This is a genomic window from Exiguobacterium sp. FD-YE-25-4 (assembly GCF_057004685.1).
The window spans coordinates 2,378,179-2,397,666 of the sequence record NZ_CM168041.1 but is presented as its reverse complement, the minus strand read 5'-3'; the positions used below and the strand labels follow the sequence as shown (position 1 = coordinate 2,397,666).

Annotated in this window: 16 protein-coding genes; 13 read left to right on the top strand and 3 right to left on the bottom strand. The window is 51.5% G+C overall.

Annotation, left to right across the window (positions count from 1 at the left end; all coding sequences use genetic code 11):
* Positions 1–16 precede the first annotated feature (16 nt).
* Both AC13H5_RS12235 and AC13H5_RS12230 read left to right on the top strand, forming a co-directional pair.
* Complete coding sequence (locus AC13H5_RS12235; protein ID WP_483545871.1) at positions 17–1,387, top strand: UDP-glucose dehydrogenase family protein; 1,371 nt, start codon at positions 17–19, stop codon at positions 1,385–1,387.
* Positions 1,368–2,393 carry a GDP-mannose 4,6-dehydratase gene (locus tag AC13H5_RS12230; protein WP_483545870.1) on the top strand — a complete coding sequence of 342 codons (1,026 nt, stop codon included), beginning with the start codon at positions 1,368–1,370 and terminating at the stop codon, positions 2,391–2,393. The genes AC13H5_RS12235 and AC13H5_RS12230 overlap by 20 nt, the downstream gene beginning before the upstream one ends.
* A 114-nt stretch (positions 2,394–2,507) precedes the next feature.
* On the opposite strand, the gene AC13H5_RS12225 is transcribed toward AC13H5_RS12230, so the two are convergent.
* A complete protein-coding gene (locus tag AC13H5_RS12225) occupies positions 2,508–3,383 on the bottom strand; it encodes a tyrosine-type recombinase/integrase (RefSeq protein ID WP_483545869.1) in 876 nt (291 codons plus the stop codon).
* Positions 3,384–3,388: 5 nt separating this feature from the next.
* Positions 3,389–3,841, bottom strand: a complete 453-nt coding sequence (locus AC13H5_RS12220; protein WP_214796801.1) for a sigma factor — start codon at positions 3,839–3,841, stop codon at positions 3,389–3,391.
* Between the two features lie 268 nt (positions 3,842–4,109).
* Here AC13H5_RS12220 and AC13H5_RS12215 point away from each other — a divergent pair, with 268 nt between their 5' ends.
* Positions 4,110–4,970, top strand: coding sequence for an NAD-dependent epimerase/dehydratase family protein (locus AC13H5_RS12215; protein ID WP_483545868.1), 861 nt, complete (start codon positions 4,110–4,112; stop codon positions 4,968–4,970).
* A gap of 414 nt (positions 4,971–5,384) precedes the next feature.
* Here the strand turns inward: AC13H5_RS12215 and AC13H5_RS12210 are convergent, their stop codons facing one another.
* Complete coding sequence (locus AC13H5_RS12210) at positions 5,385–6,518, bottom strand: acyltransferase family protein (protein WP_483545867.1); 1,134 nt, start codon at positions 6,516–6,518, stop codon at positions 5,385–5,387.
* Between the two features lie 270 nt (positions 6,519–6,788).
* On the opposite strand from AC13H5_RS12210, the gene AC13H5_RS12205 reads away from it, so the two are divergent.
* The 10 genes from AC13H5_RS12205 to AC13H5_RS12160 all read left to right on the top strand — a co-directional run bounded on the left by AC13H5_RS12205 (position 6,789) and on the right by AC13H5_RS12160 (position 19,486).
* Entirely contained in the window at positions 6,789–7,940 is a 1,152-nt protein-coding gene (locus tag AC13H5_RS12205) for an ROK family transcriptional regulator (RefSeq protein ID WP_483545866.1), read from the top strand.
* A gap of 168 nt (positions 7,941–8,108) precedes the next feature.
* The gene (locus AC13H5_RS12200; protein WP_483545865.1) at positions 8,109–8,555 is read left to right on the top strand and encodes a hypothetical protein; all 447 of its coding nucleotides are present in this window, start codon (positions 8,109–8,111) and stop codon (positions 8,553–8,555) included.
* 19 nt (positions 8,556–8,574) lie between these two features.
* Complete coding sequence (locus AC13H5_RS12195) at positions 8,575–9,876, top strand: ABC transporter substrate-binding protein (protein WP_286038249.1); 1,302 nt, start codon at positions 8,575–8,577, stop codon at positions 9,874–9,876.
* A gap of 66 nt (positions 9,877–9,942) precedes the next feature.
* Positions 9,943–10,896, top strand: coding sequence for a carbohydrate ABC transporter permease (locus tag AC13H5_RS12190; RefSeq protein WP_214828741.1), 954 nt, complete (start codon positions 9,943–9,945; stop codon positions 10,894–10,896).
* Positions 10,897–10,908: 12 nt separating this feature from the next.
* A complete protein-coding gene (locus tag AC13H5_RS12185; protein WP_021066292.1) occupies positions 10,909–11,694 on the top strand; it encodes a carbohydrate ABC transporter permease in 786 nt (261 codons plus the stop codon).
* A gap of 18 nt (positions 11,695–11,712) precedes the next feature.
* Entirely contained in the window at positions 11,713–13,701 is a 1,989-nt protein-coding gene (locus AC13H5_RS12180) for a beta-galactosidase (RefSeq protein WP_483545864.1), read from the top strand.
* A complete protein-coding gene (locus AC13H5_RS12175) occupies positions 13,698–15,764 on the top strand; it encodes an alpha-galactosidase (protein ID WP_483545863.1) in 2,067 nt (688 codons plus the stop codon). The genes AC13H5_RS12180 and AC13H5_RS12175 overlap by 4 nt, the downstream gene beginning before the upstream one ends.
* A gap of 31 nt (positions 15,765–15,795) precedes the next feature.
* Positions 15,796–16,971 (top strand): galactokinase, encoded by a 1,176-nt coding sequence (locus tag AC13H5_RS12170; RefSeq protein ID WP_483546559.1) that lies wholly within the window; start codon positions 15,796–15,798, stop codon positions 16,969–16,971.
* Positions 16,968–17,975 (top strand): UDP-glucose 4-epimerase GalE, encoded by a 1,008-nt coding sequence (galE, locus tag AC13H5_RS12165; RefSeq protein ID WP_483545862.1) that lies wholly within the window; start codon positions 16,968–16,970, stop codon positions 17,973–17,975. Before AC13H5_RS12170 ends, galE begins: the two co-directional genes overlap by 4 nt.
* Positions 17,972–19,486: a UDP-glucose--hexose-1-phosphate uridylyltransferase gene (locus AC13H5_RS12160; RefSeq protein ID WP_483545861.1), complete on the top strand. Its 1,515-nt coding sequence runs from the start codon at positions 17,972–17,974 to the stop codon at positions 19,484–19,486. The genes galE and AC13H5_RS12160 overlap by 4 nt, the downstream gene beginning before the upstream one ends.
* The last annotated feature ends 2 nt before the right edge of the window (positions 19,487–19,488 follow it).

The window sequence follows — 19,488 nt, the reverse complement described above, 5'->3', positions numbered from 1 at the left end:
GGAAGAGGTTTTTAAAATGATGAATATTGCTGTGGCTGGAACGGGCTACGTAGGTCTTGTAGCAGGTGTTTGTTTTTCGGAAATGGGTTACCATGTAACTTGTGTTGATATTGATGAAGAAAAAGTAGCATTGATGAAATCTGGATTTTCTCCGATTTATGAAGAAGGACTTGAAGAACTAATGCAAAAAAATCATGCTAACGGAATGCTTGATTACACAACAGACTATAAAACAGCTTATAAAAAAGCTGATGCAATTTTTATCGGTGTTGGTACGCCCGAACAACCAGATGGGTCTGCAGATCTTTCTCATATTGCGACTGTTGCACGCCAAATTGCTGAAACCGTTGAAAAAGATTGTCTCGTTGTTGTTAAATCAACAGTTCCAGTGGGTACAAATGACAAGGTTGAACAGTTTATCCAAGATTTCCTTGTTCATGATGTTAAAATCGAGGTTGCTTCGAACCCTGAGTTTTTAGCACAAGGTTCAGCAGTTCATGACACATTATACGCTGATCGAATCGTTATCGGCACCGAGAGTGAATGGGCTAAAAATCTATTATTAAAAATTTATGAACCATTTAACTTGCCGATTGTTTCAGTAAATCGTCGTTCCGCTGAAATGATTAAATATGCATCAAACGATTTCTTAGCACTAAAAATCTCGTATATGAACGATATCGCGAACTTATGCGAATTAGTTGGAGCTGACGTTCAAGACGTAGCTAAAGGCATGAGCTTCGATGATCGGATTGGTAGTAAGTTCTTGAATGCAGGTATTGGGTATGGAGGGTCTTGTTTCCCTAAAGATACGAAGGCGCTTGAATACATTGCCAAACAGAATAACTATGAACTTAAAACCGTGAAAGCTGCAATTGATGTGAATACAGACCAGAAAACCTTACTTTACAAAAAAGCTAGCAAGCGTCTAATCACTTTTAATGGTCTTAAGGTTGCAGTGTTAGGATTAACATTCAAGCCCGGTACAGATGACTTGCGTGAAGCGGCTTCTTTAGAGAATGTACCGTTACTCTTAGAGCAAGGGGCTCAGGTTTTTGCCTTCGATCCTGTTGGAGCAGATAACTTTGCTCAAGTTCATCCTGAGGGTAAGCATGATAGAGGCAGCATCACGTATGTAAATAGCGTTGAAGAAGCTTTAGAAAATGCTAATGTCTGCTTCATCTTCACTGAATGGGGAGAAGTAAAAGCAATTGAACCTACTGTTTATAAAGCTTTGATGAGAACACCTTTAGTGTACGATGGTCGAAACATTTATGCTATTGAAGAGATGGAGTCGACAGATGTTGAGTACCATTCAGTAGGTAGACGTCCCGTCCTTCGCGATAATAATAAGGAGTTGAAAAACGTTGGACTCCACAACTCTTGATACAACAAAAACGTATTTAGTGACTGGGGCAGCTGGATTCGTTGGGTATTTTTTATCCAAGCACTTACTTGATAATGGCTGTACTGTCCTTGGATTAGACAACCTCAATGACTACTACGATGTCGATTTGAAGCATGAACGATTGAACCAACTGAAACCTTATTCGAAGTTCACATTCATTAAAGGTGATATCTCGGATAAAGACTTCATCCTTGAATTGTTTGAGGAGTATCGTCCCGCTTTTGTGGCGAACTTAGCGGCTCAAGCTGGAGTACGTTATTCGATTGAAAATCCGGACGCGTATATGCAGAGTAATGTCATTGGCTTTTATAACGTATTAGAAGCATGTCGTCAGTATCCGGTGGAGCACTTAGTCTATGCTTCTTCGAGTTCGGTTTATGGTTCAAATAAGAAAGTGCCGTTCGAAGAGACTGATTTCGTGGACCACCCAGTATCTCTATACGCTGCCACTAAAAAGTCTAACGAGCTAATGGCTCACACGTATAGCCACCTCTACAAAATTCCGGCAACCGGCTTACGTTTCTTCACCGTCTACGGTCCACTAGGACGTCCAGACATGGCTTACTTTGGCTTTGCGGATCGGTACTTCAACAATCAGGTGATAAAAATTTTTAATAACGGTGATTTCGAGAATGACTTGTATCGCGATTTCACTTATATCGATGACATCGTAGAGGGAATCAAGCTTTTACTTCAAACTCCTCCATCTGGAGCAGTTCAGCACGAAGTATTCAACATCGGAAACAATAATCCTGAAAAGTTGATGACGTTTATTGCTTCGCTTGAAATCGCATTAGGGAATGCTCTTGACCGTCCTGTTGAGTTTATTAAAGAATATGAACCGATTAAGCCAGGCGATGTCCCTGCTACTTACGCTTCAACAAGTGCACTTCAACAAGCTGTAGGATTTAAACCTAAAACGACAATCCAAGATGGTTTACAACAATTTGCTGATTGGTATGTGTCTTATTATGACAAGAAGTAATTTATAATCGAGAGCTATCAAGTACAACTATGACAACGAGGTAGTGCAAGGTAAATACACTTGTGCTACCTCGTTGTCTTATACATTGTTTTAGTTTGAATTACTAAGATCTAATCAATCATCTAGACCGTCAACCACATTTCGGACTTCTTTGTCCGTCACATGCAAATAGCGCTCAGTCGTCTGGATATGCTTATGACCGAGCAATTGACGGATCACCATTAGGCTGGCTCCGTTCCGGTAACATGAGGTGGCAAAACTATGACGCAACATATGAGTCGTCAAATGTACGTCGAGGTACTTCTCCGAAATGCTTTTTAAATCCTCGTTGACATAGTTGGCACGTACTTGTCGGCCACTCTTCATGAGAAACACGTAAGGTGAATTCGGGAACTTAGGCCGGTCTCTTTCGATATAGTCTTTGAGCTCTTTTGCTAGACGCGGTCTCATCGGAATGATGCGTTGCTTCTCACCTTTGCCTTTGTTGACGTACAAGACGTTGTTCTCAAAGTCGAGGTGAGAAATTTCTAAATCGAGGATTTCGCTAATCCGCAGACCAGCGTCACCCCCGGCTAAATAGATGGCATATAACGTCGCATTTTTAGCCTGATACAATACTAGATTTAACTGCTGTCGGGTGATGACGTTCGGTTTCTTTTGCACTCCGTCTTTCGTGATGATTTGTGCGAACGGATTATCCATGACCCATTTTTGTTGCACGGCAAACGTGAAGAGGGAACGTACTGACATAATATAGGCGCGCACCGTACAATTCGATAGACTTTTCTCTTGGAGCGACAGTTTGTAAGGTAACGCATGCTCGAGGTAGGTCACGTCCTGCAAAAAGAAGACGTGGCGTTCGGTAACAAAATTCTCAAATCGGCGCAACGTGTTTCGATACGTTTTAATAGTCGTCTTTGGCAATTCTCGACGAACAATCAGGTCTTGCATATACAGTTCGATCGCGTCTTGCAACAAAATGGTTTCCATGTTGATCACTCCTTCATTTGGATGGCCTCTCGAAGTTCTCGTTGGACATCTGCCTTATAGGCCCGAAGCCGGCTTGGAGAATAAGGCAGTGTCGATTCGGTCCCGTCGATGAGGTGGCAAAGGAGCTCGAAGTGGCGAGGCGATAGCAACTTCTTTTGCTCATCGAGCCAGTCGTGGAATCGACGTTCTGACTCGATGCATGTTTCTGGGATTCGTTCAGCTGCGACTTCATGCTTCAAATGACGCGCGTTCTTTTGTTGGTGGTTGAGTATGGCTCCCCGGATGCGTTGGAAGCAGTACGTCTTCGATAAGGTACAGCCGCGGTTCAAGGCTTCCCATAATGCGATCCGGGCGATTTGGGCACAGTCCTCCTGTTCATTAGGGTGGATGGATAGGTGGCGAACGACATAATGGATCATCGGCTCCCACTCCCGAATCTGTTCGTCAATCGTGTTCATCAAGTTGCTCTTTCCTGAGCGCTCGGTGTAATTCCTAGGTAAGACCGAGTATAATCGTTGTTCTTCCCGATACACCAATGGCCTTGTGCGATCGAAATAGAGGAGATTATCTCCTCGAAGACGCAATGATAAAGAGAGGAGCCTTAGAGGCAAGGGATATCAACACCGAAAAAGGTAAAGAACAACGATTATTCCCCGTTCAAGGTGAGTAAATTAGTTATAAATCATAGGAAATACATAGTTAATTTTTTATGGAGGAGGGCTATACATGAAAAAAGTATTAATCACGGGAGCGAATAGCTACGTCGGTAATGCATTCAAACAATGGGTGGAGGCACATCATACGAACTCTGTTCAAGTCGATACAGTGGGTATGCGAAACGGAGAATGGAAGAACATCACGTTCGATGGATATGATGCGATTTTACATGCTGCGGGAATTGCTCACGTCTCGACGGACAAGAGCATGGAGGACTTATACTATAAAGTGAACACAGATTTGACGGCCGAGGTTGCTGAGAAGGCGAAGCTTGAAGGTGTGAAACAGTTCATCTTCCTCAGCAGCATGATCGTGTACGGGGATGCTTCGAATGCTCAAATGATTACTCGAGATACAGTACCGAAGCCGACGAATTTCTACGGAAACAGTAAGCTTCAAGCCGAGAAGAAACTTGAAGTGCTAGCGGATCGAGATTTCCTCGTCGCGAATATCCGTCCGCCGATGATTTATGGGAAGGGGTCGAAAGGAAACTATATCAAGCTGGCTGGTCTGTCGAAGAAAATCCCGTTCTTCCCGAACTATCAAAATCAACGTAGTATGATTCACATCGACAACCTCTCCGAGTTTTTGGTTCAGGTTATTCTCCACGAAGATAGTGGCACTTTCCATCCTCAAAACAAGGAGTACGTCTGTACGTCAGAGCTCGTCTCTGTGATTGGTTCTGTACACGGTAATAAGGTCAGAGAATTAAGTTTGTTCAACGGTGTCATTCGTCAGCTGGTAGACCGTAACGTGACCATCAATAAACTATTTGGTGATTTCGCATATGACAAAAAATTGTCGACTTACGAACACGAGTACCATGTTCATGGTTTTAGAGATAGTATCGTTGCAACTGAAGTTTGTTAAAGATGGTCGTTGGGAACAATAAAATTTTCTGTTGCGTCCCGAAGTCAATTTGAATAACATCTTGGAAAATAGCTAGAATATCGAAAATCATTAATCGTATGAGAGTTACAGAAGAGATTGTAGTTGTAAAGGAGGACCCAAAAATTTCTTATTACAACGACAAAATAGTGTTCATTTAAAGGTTTTCTAATCACTACCCTTGAAACGCTCTCCGTAATGTCTCAAATCCTTCTCATTACATAGTGAGTGGAATTCAATTTTTCTGAAAAAACATATAGGAATCTATAGAAATACCCCCATAAAAATCCGGACATGAAAGTTCGAATTTTTATGGGGGTATTTCAAATTGAATTATTTTATAAATATTTAAAATATACATCTTGAAGATATCATTATTTTTACGTTTAACTATATTTAAGATATCATTTTTGAATTTTCATTTTCTGAAATCTGTCGACTAGTTGAAAAATATTTACCCATTTTAATTGAATTTACTTCAATAAACTTATAAGAAATAGTGGATATAATTAAACTGAAAATTAAACTAATTAATAATATTGTAATAAATGATAATGTTTCATTAAAGTAATAAAAACTCGCCAACATAACTGGTAAATGATAGAGATATAAACTATAGGATATATTGCCTAAAAACTCGATTGGTTTTAAAGACAGAATTTTTGATGTACCAGATGAAGTGAGAGCAAAAATAATAAATATACATGCCCCGAAGGCAACAAACCACTCTCGAACGAACAAAGAACTATTGTTGTTCAAAAAATATCCTAAACCGATTTGAAGAGTGTATGACATGAATCCAATAGTTAAAATCATTAATCGAATATTAAATGATATATTTTTGAATACTGTAGTTAATTTATTTAAATGAATAGCTAGTAATGCTCCAATAATAAACATGGCGGTGTAATGAATTGAATGAGCGTAAGAATTAAGGTATCCAGAAGATAAGCTAATTTCGTAAGTATTTAGTGCCCATCCTATAAAAGAAAGAAAGAAAGAAAGAAGTAAAGATTTTTTCCAATCAATTTTTAATATAATGTACATAATAATTGGAAATATTAAAGAGATTCTCATTTCATGAATTAATGACCAAATGACCGGGTTTAATTGATCAGAATTAAAATTGGTCACTAACAAAAAATGATTAAATATTGAGAAAGTGTCTCGAGATAATGTCCAAAAATTATTTAACCATCTAATATCTTCAATTGGCTCTTTATAAGTGATATTTATTAAAATCAAAGTAATTATTATAGCGCAAATATAAGGTATATAGATACGGAAAAATCTTTTTATTAAGAAAGTTTTGTAATTTATATTCTTTCCTTTTATAAAAGGAAGAGATAATACAAATCCACTTAAAATAAAAAACAAAATTACAGATTCGTGACCCGCCCATATGATTCTTAAAGGTGAATAAAGTAAGAAATTAGGGAGTGGTGGTATTATGTTAATTATATGAGCTAAAACCACAATTAATGCCGCGATTCCTCTTAAAGAATCTAATTCATGAATTCTTCTAGTCAATTTTTTTCCTCCTAATTTAAAAATCCTTACTAATATATCACAATAAAAACCATTTATGTTAAAGTTAATTAGTTATTCTGTTGTGATACATGGATTTTTAAGTGTCGAAGGATGTAATGAATCATCAGGATGAGTTCGACTAACTATCCTATATTTCATTTTCAGCGCAGCCGCTAAAGAATTGATTTTTCATATTTTTTCAGCCAACCCATGACCGGTTTCCCCGACATGCTATACTAAGAAAAAAGCAAAGAAATGGGTGGAACAGTTATGGGGAAGACGACACCACGGAACTCGAAATGGATGCGGACGTATAACCGCTCGCTCATCCTCCGGCTCATCCGGCTCCATCAGCCGGTGTCCCGGGTCGAGCTCGCCAAGGCGACGAGTTTGACGAAGCCGACAATCTCGAACATCGTCAATGAACTGAAAGAAGAAGGGCTGATCAACGAGCGTGAGCTCGGCGTCTCGAGCGGGGGACGACGCCCGATCATGCTCGAACTTGCGGCCAGTGACCGCTTCGTCATCGGAATCGACGCGACGCAACGGCGGCTGCACGGAGTCGTCACGAACATCCATGGGGAGATGTTAGGCGAGGCGTGGCATGACGAGCGGTTCGATACGAACGAGGAGTTCATCGAGGCCATCGTGACGCTGTACATAGAACTGGCTGGCAAAGCCCAAGGCGACGTCATCGGGCTCGGTGTGTCCGTCCACGGGATGGTCGAGGCGGGGAATGGGATCGTCTTGTTCGCGCCGCGTTTCCACTTGCATGACATCCCGCTCAAACAAGAGCTCGAACAACGCTTGAACCAGAACGTCTTCGTCGAGAACGACGTGCGGACGCTCGCCTTGGGCGAGCTCTATTTCGGCGAGGCGATCGGCATCGACGAGTTCTTCTACGTCTACGCCGGTTACGGGATCGGGGGAGCCTACGTCCATGGCGGTGAACTGATTGACGGGGAGCACCATATCGCTGGCGAGATCGGCCATATGCGGATCATGCTCGACGGGCCGATCTGCTCGTGCGGCAACCGTGGCTGCTTAGAGGCCGTCGCGGGGGAACGGGCCATCTTGAATGAGGCCCGGCAGCTCAATCACGAGCTCAATCTGAACGACCTGCGTGACGCCGTCGGCACGAACGCCGACATCCAGCAGCTGTATGAGCGGGCCGGGGAGTATATCGGCATCGCGACACTCAACATGATTCACTTGCTCAATCCGAACCGGATCCTGCTCGGGGGGCCGCTGTTCAACTACGCGCCGAACGTCGTCGCGAACATTCAGGAGCGGGTCGCCCAGACGGCGCTGACGATGGACGCGCGTCAGACGGACATCCGCGTCGTCCCATGGAACGCCAACCATGGCGCGCTCGGTGCGGCCGCCTTGATCACGAACCAACTGTTCGGCGAGATCCAATGATTCAATCGCTCTCACAACGAGGGCGATTTTTTTGTGTCGAAAAATAATTTATATGAAACCGTTTACAAGCCTAAAAAGGATATGCTATAGTCTGTTTGTAGTTAGATAATAAATTTAATTTACTAAGTAAGGGGTGACACTCTCAAACGGGAAAGTGGAGGGGTAGACATGGACATAGAGACACCATTGCTGAAAGACAAGTTTCACGATATATTCGGTCGCTACGGGGCGACCCGGCTGTTCACGCGGGACGGTTCAACGTTTCATGAATTGGAAGCGTTCTCAAAAGCGGACGGTGTCGTCGTTACCCGCTCACGGCGGGACGGCATCTTCCGGCTCTACGATGAGGAGGCCCGTGACATTCGCCTGTTCCGCGTCTCGGACTTGAACGAGGCCCGCACGAACGACTTCGACGGACTGTTCGAGATGCTTCTATGGCGGTTGAAGCAACAGGACGCGCTGCCGTTCGGGGCCGACCTATACGTCGTCGGATCGTACATAGACGACCATTGGCAGTTTGATTTGGAACTGATCGCGTACACGCTCACCCGGCTCGGGGATCAACCGATGCCAGACCACTTGATTCGGGAGCTTTGCCTCAAGCTGGTCGCATAACATCTAAAGGAGAATGAACATGAAGAAAACGACAATCGCACTCGCATCATCGGTACTCGTCTTGTCATCACTGCTCGCTGCTTGCGGCGGCAAGGAAGAGGCGGCCGCGACGACGGAAGACGGCAAGCCGGTCATCAATTGGTGGGGCTGGGCGCCACAACCAGAAGTCGGGGAAGCCATGGCCAAGGCGTTCAACGAGTCGCAAGACGACTACGTCGTCAAGTTCAAACGTCTCGAGGACTATGAACAGCAGCTCCAAGTCGCCATGCTCGGTGGAGATGGCCCAGATGTCATCGGCCTCAAGGAACCGATGATCCCGCAATACAAGGACCGCCTCGTCCCGGCGAAAGACTATATGGACAAAGCGGCCGGCGCGGGCTGGAAAGAGAAGTTGATCGAGCTCGGCGTCGAACAGACGACAGTCGACGGCGAACAGATGGCGGTACCGGTCGGATTCACGGGCCAGGCGTATCTCATGTACAACAAGACGATGCTCGACAAATACGGCGTGACGCCGCCGAAGACGTATGACGAGACGATCGCGGCAATCGACAAAATCAACGCCTCGGGCGACAAGGTCATCCCGATGCAGCTCGGCGCGAAAGACGCCTGGGTCGGCACCGACGTCTTCAACGTCTTGAGCCACCAGGTCGCACCAGGGTACATCCAAAAAGTACTCGAGGGTGAGGCGAAGTGGACGGACAAAGAGATGGTCGAGACGGCAGAATTGTGGCAGCAACTGTTCGAAGACAACGTGTTCCAAGAAGGTGCACTCGGTCTCGCGACATACATGGACGGCATGAACAACTTCTTCGACAAGAAAGCGGCGATGTGGGTCATCGGCTCATGGGAAGCCCACTCGATGACGACGGTCGAGAAGCGTGACAAGTGGAACAACTTCGAAGACGAGATCGGTTTCGTCCCGCTCCCGAACCTCGCGGGCGGCACAGAACAACCGGTCATCGCCTCGATCGACATGGCGCTCGGCGTCAACAAGGAGTCGAAACAACAAGACGGAGCGGCCGCCTTCATCGCCTACATGACGCAAGGCGAAGGCCAAGCGCTCTACATGGAGAAGTTCGAGATGGCACCAGCCGTCAAGGACATCGAAGTGGCGTACGAAGACAAGTTCACGTCTGACGTAGAACGCGAGTCGTACAAAATCTTGAACGAGACGGTGAAGAACGCCGTCGCGGGCCGCGGCATCCGTGACCCGAAAGTATACGACACGCTCGGCAAAGAACTTCAAAACATCGCCGGCGGTCAAGACGCGAAAGAAGCGCTCGCGCGCATCCAAGCCATCGCCGATCAAGGTAAATAATCGAACGAGCGCCAGTGGCCAGCCTGACTGGCGCTCGATTTTTTGATAGGAAAGTGAGGGAACCTTATGCAACACGCAACCGAGTTACCGGAAGAACAGCCGAAGCTGTCGGCGGTCCCGCCGCAACGACCGGATTCGACGAAGAAGAAAGCGCAGCTGAAGAAGAACTTGATCGGCTGGGCGTTCGTCGCCCCGACCGTCCTGTTCGTCATCGCCTTCATCTATTACGGCATCTTCTATAACGCCTATCACTCGCTGTTCTCATGGGACGGCATCTCGTTCGAGAAGACGTACATCGGCTTCGAGAACTTCGGCCGCATGTTCAGCGACCCGGAATTTTATAACGCGCTCAAGAACACGGGCATCTTCACCGTCTTGACCGTGACGATCCAAGCCGGGCTCGGGCTCGTCTTGGCGTATCTGCTCCACACGAAAGGCGTTGGCCGCACGTTCTTCAAGTCGGTGTTCTTCTTCCCGGTCGTGTTGAGCCCGGTCGTATTGGGCGCCGCGTTCTCGCAAATCTTCGACTTCCAGTTCGGCTACATCAACGAATTCCTCCGGATGGTCGGTCTCGGTGCGTTCGAACAGAACTGGCTCGGCGACCAGGACGTCGCCTTGTACGCCATCATCTTGATCAACATCTTCCAATGGACGGGCTCGTCGATGATCATGTACTACATGGCGATGCTCGCCATCGAACGTGAAGTGTTCGAGGCGGCCAACATCGACGGCGCCGGCTTCTGGCGCACGCTCTGGAGCGTCGTGTTCCCAAACTTGAAAGGGACGACGTTCACGCTGACGATCCTCGGGGTCATCGGGGGACTGAAGACGTTCGATATCGTCTGGATCTCGACGCAAGGCGGACCGGGTAACTCGACCGAGGTCATCTCGACGTACCTGTTCCGAAAATCGATGTTGCACCAAGAAGTCGGCTACGCCAGTGCCGTCGCCATCATCTTGCTCATCATCGCGCTCAGCATCACGTACTTCCAGACACGCGTACAGAAGAAAATGGACTGAGGAGGGATACCCATGGAAATCCAAACGAAAAAAGGAAGATGGCTCACCAATCTCGGCTTGTCGCTCATGGCGGTCATTTGGTTGTTCCCGATCTTCGTCATGTTCAAAGAGAGTTTACGGGTCAACGGCTTCAGTAACTATATCGCGACGTTACAGAACCCGAACTTCCCTCAGTTCGTCTTCAACAGTTTCATCGTCGCGTTCTTTATGATTCTCATCTCAATCTCGTTTCTCGCCTTCGCGGCGTTCGGCTTCTCGAAGCTCGAGTTCGCGGGGAAACGGTTACTCTTCAACCTCGTCTTGGCCGGGCTCATGTTGCCGGTCGCATCGCTCATCGTGCCGCTCTTCTTCACGTTGCGCAACCTTGACGGCTTGAACAGCTACTGGGGTTTGATCGGTGCCGAGGTGGCGTTCTTCCTCCCGTTCGGTCTGATGCTCATCAAGAGTTATTTCGACGAGCTGCCGAACGAGCTGATGGAAGCGGCCCACATCGACGGGGCTACGACGTTCCAAATCTTCTATAAGATCATGATGCCGCTCGCCAAGCCGGCACTTGCGACGGCGACGATTTATGCGTTCCTCAACTCGTGGAACGAGTATTTGATGGTCCTCACGTTCATGACGGACCCGGCCTATCAGACGGTGACGATGGCCCCGACGTTCTTCACGGAAGCGCTCGGTGGTGACCCAGGTAAACTGTACGCCTCGCTCGTGTTGATCAGCTTGCCGACGATGGTGTTCTATATCTTCTTCCAACGCTTCTTACAGAAAGGCATGACTTCGGGAGCGGTCAAATAATCGATTGAGGTGAATCAAATGTATGTAGGTGTAGATTATTACCCAGAACAGACGGACCGCGCCCTATGGGATGAGGACGTCCGCTTGATGAAAGAGCTCGGTGTCAACGTTGTCCGCATGGCGGAGTTCGCGTGGACGATGATGGAGCCGGCCGACGGCGAGTTCGACTTCTCGTTTTGGGACGAGGTCGTCGACACGTTCGGCAAGGACTTCGACGTCATCCTCGGTACGCCGACGGCGACGCCACCGGCCTGGTTGATCGAGAAGTATCCGGACATCTTGCCGGTGACGGCGGACGGGGTCCGCATCAGTTTCGGCGCCCGCCGCCACTATACGGTCAACAGCCCGGTATACCGCGAGTATTGTGAACGAATCACGCGGAAGATGGCGGAACGTTACGGGAAGCATCCGGCCGTCATCGGTTGGCAGACCGACAACGAGTACGGCCACGAGAAATCGGACCGCTCGTACGGCGACGTCGACCAAGTCGCGTTCCAAGCCTGGCTACAAGACCGCTATGAGACGCTCGACGCGTTGAACGCGGCCTGGGGGACCGTCTTCTGGAGCCATACATACTCGGCATGGAGTCAGATTCCGGTCCCTCGCACCGTGTTCCAAGAGCACAATCCGTCGCTCCTCGTCGACTTCGACCGTTTCTGCTCGGACGCGTACCGTTCGTTCAACAAGCTCCAAGTCGACACGCTCCGTCCGCTCATCCATGACGACGCGTTCATCACGCATAACCTCGTCTATAGCGACATGGCGATCAACCAGCAACAGATGGCCCAAGACCTTGATTACGTCTCGTTCGACAACTATCCGGTCTGGGGCGGGTTGCCGGAGCCGAACCGATTCGAGAAGACGGCACACGACCATGACTTGTGTCGCTCGTCGAAACAAGGCAAAGGCTTCTGGGTGATGGAGCAGCTCAGCGGCGCGCAAGGCTGGAGCCGGATCGGCTACTTGCCGCGACCGGGCCATATCCGCCTGTGGACGCATCAGGCCGTCGCTCGCGGCGCCGAAGCGATCGTCTATTTCCGTTTCCGGGCCGCCCATTTCGGGACCGAGGAATTCTGCCACGGCATCATCGACCACGATGGCAAGCCGAAACGAAAATTTGATGAAGTGCAGAGCGTCATGAAAGAGCTGACGACGCACGGCGACATGATCAATGCGGCCGAATATAAGGCCGACGTCGCCGTCTACTTCGACCAAGAGAACCTGTGGGCGTGGACGCACCAACCGCACTCGGACGCGTTCAACTTCAAACAGGAGTTCGTCCGCTTCTACGGGGCGGCCGTCCGCCAAGGTGTCAACACGGACATCGTCTTCCCGGGGGATGCGCTCGACAAGTACAAACTCGTCGTCGTGCCGCTCTATTTCCTCGGAAATGACACGTTCGATGCCTCGCTCATCGACTATATCGAGAACGGGGGCCACGTCATCTTCACGTACCGGACGGGCGTCAAAGACCCGATCAACCGCTGTCACTTTGATACGCTCCCGGGCAAGTTCGCGAAATACGCCGGCATCGAGATTGACGAGTATGAGAGCTTGCAGGCGGTCCAGTCGAACCAGGTCAGACTCGGTGACTATGTGTCCGAGGCGAACATCTGGTGCGATTTGATCACGCCGAAGGGTGCCGATGTGCTCGCGACGTATGAGCAGGCGTTCTATAGAGGGACGGCCGCCGTCACACGCCACACGTACAAGGGCGACGTGACGTATATCGGCTCATCGGTCGACGATGCGATGCTCGATGTGATTTACAACGAGGCGCTCACGCGCGCCGGCATCGAGGCGAACCGTCTCCCGGACGACGTCGAGAAAGTCGACCGCCATGGCGATGGGTACGTCATCCGCTTCTACATGAACCATTCGACGGACGTGACGTCTACGGTCGACGTGTTAGGCGACTGGAAGACACTCGGTGGGGATGCAGTGTCGGGCACGCTCGAGCTCAAGCCGCTCGATGTCGTCATCTTGAAGCAGGAGGTGGGGGCATGATTTACCGCTTCGAAAACCGCTTCGTGATTGAAGGAACGAACCTCGCCTACGTGTTCGATGTCGATGCACGCGGACGACTCGTCCATCAATACCTCGGTGGCCGGCTCCTTGAGTCGGATTATGCCGAGTTGCCGGACGCACACATTTTGCATTCGTCATTCGAGACACCAGAAGGCGTCGCCGCGTACGAATTCGCCTCGTTCGGTGACCTCGTCTATACGGAACCGACGTTGAAGAGCCATACGGAGCGTGAACGGCTGCACGCCTTCACGTTCCAGGATGCCCGCATCGATGGCGACACGCTCGAGATCGACTTGGTCGATTCGATTCAACAGTTGACGGTGACGCTCCACTTCACGGTATATGCGGCGTATGACATGATCGAACGCAAGATGACGATTCAGACAGGTGAGACGGTGACGCTCGAGAGCGCTCAGTCGTTCAGCCTCGGCTTGACGGAACGCAAGCTTCGCCTCAGTCATTTCTCAGGGGCGTGGACGAGCGAGTTTCAGCTCCAGCAAGGCGAGTTGCTCCCAGGCAAGAAGACGATCGAGAGCCGCCGCGGTTTGACGAGCCACCAAAGCAATCCGTGGTTCGCCCTCGACCAGTCGGCGACGGAAGAAAACGGTGAGGTCATTTACGGCTTCCTCGGTCACTCCGGTAACTGGGCGCTCCACTTCGAGCGCGACCAGTTCGGTTTCACGCAAGTGACGGGAGGGCTCAACTCGTTCGACTTCGCGAAGAGACTTGAAGCGGGTGAATCGTTCACGACACCGACTGGCTATATCGGTTACACGCAACAGGGTTTTGGCGGCATGAGCCGGAACGCGCACGATTTCGAGCGCGACGTCATCATGCCGGAACGGACGCGCGAGACGCTCCGCCCTGTCTTGTATAACTCGTGGGAGGCGACGTATTTCGACGTCAGCGAGGACGGGCAGAAACGGCTCGTCGATGAGGCAGCCGCGATTGGCTGCGAGCTATTCGTCGTGGACGACGGCTGGTTCGGCGAACGGAACTCGGACGCGGCCGGTCTCGGGGATTGGCACGTCAACACGACGAAGTTCCCGAACGGGCTCGAGCCGCTCATCCGTTACGTCGAGGACAATGGCCTCCAGTTCGGCCTCTGGGTCGAACCGGAGATGGTTAACCCGGATTCGGATTTGTACCGGGCGCATCCCGATTGGATTTACCAGACGGGCGGACGCCCATCGACGACGTCGCGCAACCAGTTCGTGTTGAACTTGGCGCTCTCGGAAGTCGAGGCGCACGTGACCGGTCTATTGGACGAGCTGCTGTCGAAGCATGCGATTCGCTATATCAAGTGGGACATGAACCGCGCCTTCTCAGAGCCGGACAGCCCGCAATTACGCGACGCGAAAGAGCTGTGGCTCCGCCACACGGAAGCCGTCTATCGCATTCTCGATACGCTCCGGGCAAAACATCCGGACGTCGCCTTCGAGTCATGTGCCGGCGGCGGGGGACGGATCGACCTCGGTGTGCTCACACGCGTCGAACAAGTCTGGACGAGCGACAATACCGATGCGCTCGACCGGCTCGAGATTCAGGAAGGTTTCTCGTACGCCTATAACGCCAAGATGATGAGCTGCTGGGTGACGGACGCGCCGAACTGGTTGAACGGACGCTCGCTCCCGCTCAGGTTTAGGTTCGTCAGCGCGATGCAGGGTACGCTCGGCATCGGCGGTAACTTGCTCGAATGGAGCCAGGACGACCTTGCTGAGTCAGCACAATGGATCAAGACCTACAAGTCGATCCGCCCGCTCGTCCAGCACGGCACGAGCTATCGCCTCGCCTCGCTCAAGACGGACGGGGTACATGCGATGGGTTATACGGACGGGGAGGATTACGTCGTCCTCGTCAACGCCGACCGCCGTCATTACGGCAAGAACCGATTGCGCGTCAAACTCGCCGGGCTCGACCCGGAGCGTGTCTACGTTTACGACGACCGACGCGTGAGCGGACGCTATTTGATGGAACAAGGCCTCACACTCACACAACAACAGGACTATGACGCGTATTGCCTGGTCATCCGCCCGGCATGAGCAAAGAAAGGGATGGAGTCGTATGCTTTCAATTGATTCAGCACACCTGAACGAACAGTTCGAGACCGTGTTCTCGGCAAGCCCCGAGCGAAGTTTCTTCGCACCGGGCCGCATCAACTTGATCGGCGAACACACCGATTACAATGGAGGCCACGTTTTCCCATGTGCCATCACGTTCGGCACGTACGGGCTCGTCCGGAAGCGTGAGGATGAATTAATCCGTGTCTATTCGCTCAACTTCGAGGACGTCGGCATTGTCTCGTTCCCGGTGACGGACGGAACGTATGACGCGAACCACGACTGGGCGAACTACGTCAAAGGCGTCGTCGCGCTCCTGCGCGCGGACGGGCACGCGGTCGGAGGATTCGATTTCCTTCTCGCCGGCAATATTCCGAACGGCGCCGGCTTGTCGTCATCGGCCTCGCTCGAACTCGTGACGGCGCTTATGATCAATGAGGTGTACGGACTCGGTCTCGAACGGATTGACCTCGTCCATCTCGGACAGCGCGTCGAGAACGACTTCATCGGCGTCAACAGTGGCATCATGGACCAGTTCGCCATCGGGATGGGAAAAGCGGATCACGCCATCCTGCTCGACTGCGACACGCTCCATCACGACTACGCACCGATCAAGCTCGACGGCTATGACATTTTGATCATGAACACGAACAAGCGTCGTGAACTGGCCGACTCGAAATATAACGAGCGCCGCACCGAGTGCGATACGGCACTCGGCCTCCTGCAACAGCATTTCGACGTCGCCTCGCTCGGCCAACTGTCGGTCGAGACGTTCGAGACGGTGGCGGACGAGCTCCCGGAGACACTCCGCAAGCGGGCACGTCACGCCATCTCGGAGAACGAGCGGACGAAGCTCGCCTTCACCGCGCTAGAGGCGGGTCAGCTTGACGCGTTCGGTCAACTGATGAACGAGTCGCACGCGTCACTGAAAGATGACTACGAAGTGACGGGCCACGAACTCGACACGCTCGTCGCCGCGACGCAAAGTTGCGACGGTGTCATCGGCAGCCGGATGACCGGTGCCGGCTTTGGCGGCTGCGCCATCGCCATCGTCGACAAGACGGCGACGGAGGCGGTCATGCAGACCGTGTCGACCGTGTATGAAGTAGAGATCGGCTACGCGCCGACATTTTATATCGCGTCCGTCGGGGACGGCGCGCGTGAACTCGTAGAGGAGGAAGTGAAATGAGTGTACTCGTCGTCGGAGGGGCCGGTTACATCGGCTCCCATGCAGTCCGCGCCTTGCTCGCGCGCGGGGAAGACGTCATCGTGATCGACAACCTTCAGACCGGCCATATCGAGTCGGTGCCGAAACAAGTCCGTTTCTATGACGGGGATATCCGCGACCGTGCTTTCATGGATCGGACGTTCGCGAACGAATCGATCACCGAGGTGCTCCATTTCGCCGCCAACTCGCTCGTCGGTGAGTCGATGGATGAGCCTTTGAAGTATTACGACAACAACGTCTTCGGGACACAAGTGTTACTCGAGACGATGCGCAAACACGGCGTGACGCGAATCGTTTTCTCCTCGACGGCCGCAACATATGGCGACCAAGACGAGATGCCAATCCGCGAGACGGCCGCGACGAACCCGACGAACACGTACGGGGCGACGAAGCTCGCGATGGAGACGATGATGAAATGGTGCGACCGCGCCTTCGGTATCCGTTTCGTCGCGCTCCGTTACTTCAACGTCGCCGGTGCCGACCCGACCGGTGAAATCGGTGAGGACCATATGCCGGAGACGCACCTGATCCCGCTCGTGCTCGAAGTGGCAAACGGGAAACGGGACGCGATCACCGTGTTCGGCGACGATTACCAGACGCCGGACGGGACATGTATCCGCGATTACATTCACGTGCAAGACCTCGTCGACGCCCACGTACGCGCGCTCGATTATTTGAAACAAGGCGGCGCGAGCGACGTGTTCAATCTCGGAACGGAGACAGGACTGTCAGTGCTCGAAATCATCGAGGCGGCCCGTCGCGTGACGGGACATGCCATCCCGGTGCAGATGGGCTTGCGCCGTGCCGGTGATCCGGCGATGCTGATCGCGTCACCGGACAAGGCGAAACAAGTGCTCGGCTGGGCGCCGGAACGGTCGACGGTCGATGTCATTCTCGCCGACGCCTGGAACTGGCACAAGCATCATCCGGAAGGCTATAAACATGTCGAAGGGGTGAGACGATGATCGAATCTACGATTGAAGCGCTCGTCGAGGCGGCGATTCTGGAGGAACTGATTACGGAACAGGATCGCGTCTATGCGCGGAACCGTATCCTCGCCCGAATCAATCAGCTCGACTTCACGAAACCGACGTTCGTCCCGCACGACTCGATTCCGAACTTGCTCGAGACGTTGACGGAGTATGCGGTCGAACGCGGGCTCGTCGACGACTTGCTCGAAGAGAAGGACCGGTTCATGGCCGAGGTCATGGACGTGTTCGTCTCGAAACCGTCCGAGGTGACGCGCACGTTCAACGCGCTTCGGGCGACAAATGTCGAGGCGGCGACGGATTTCTTCTATAAGATGAGTCAGGCGTCGAACTATATCCAGACGAAAAGGATTGCCAACAACATCACGTACAAGTCACCGACGCGCTACGGCACGCTCGATATCACGATCAACTTGTCGAAGCCGGAGAAGGACCCGCGCGAAATCGCGCGGGCCCGCCTACAACCGACGCCGGAGACGAACTATCCGAAAGGGTTGCTCGCGATTGAGAACGAAGGCTACGGCGGTCACTTGAAACATCCGGCCCGGGCCAATCACCGCATCATCCCGCTCACACTCGGCGGACAGGCATGGTCGTTCCAATACTCGCCGTACTTGTATTACAACGAGCACTCGATTTTGTTGTCGAACGACGTGCGCGACATGGTCATCGACCGGGGCGCGTTCGAGCGTCTGCTCGATTTCGTGTCGCAGTTCCCGCATTACTTCGCCGGGTCGAACGCGGACTTGCCGATCGTCGGTGGATCGATTTTGACGCACGACCATTATCAGGCCGGCCGCTACCGGTTTGCGATGGACGATGCCAAGGTCGTCTCGACGTATCGCTCGGACCGTTACGATCAAGTCGAAATCGAGACGCTTTATTGGCCACTCTCGGTCGTCCGGCTCCGCTCACGTCAGAAAGAGCAGCTCGTCATGTTGGCGAATCAACTGCTCGGTCACTGGCGCGAGTATGCCGAAGGTGACATCGTCCCGTATTCGGGTGAGACCCGTCACAACACGGTGACACCAATCGCGCGCCGCCGCGACGGACGCTATGAATTAGACCTCGTCCTTCGCAATAACCGGACGAGCGACGAGCATCCGGACGGCATCTTCCATCCGCACGCCGACGTCCACCACATCAAGCGCGAGAATATCGGCTTGATCGAAGTGATGGGACTCGCCGTATTGCCGGCCCGATTAAAGACCGAACTCGAACAAGTCGTCCGCTATGTGGCCGGAGAAGACGTCGAAGTGGCGTACATGCACCGCGCGTGGGCGGATGAGTTGAAGACGAAAGAAGGCGACGCGAAGACGATCGTCGACCAGGCCGTCGTCGACAAGTTCGTCAAAGGGCTCGAGGACGCGGGCGTGTTCAAACAGACGGTGGAAGGACAGGAACGTTTCACCGCATTCATGAACGCGTTTTTGAGTCACGTCGATAAAGTGGAGTACGGGGCGACGACTACGGGAATGAACAGGTAAAC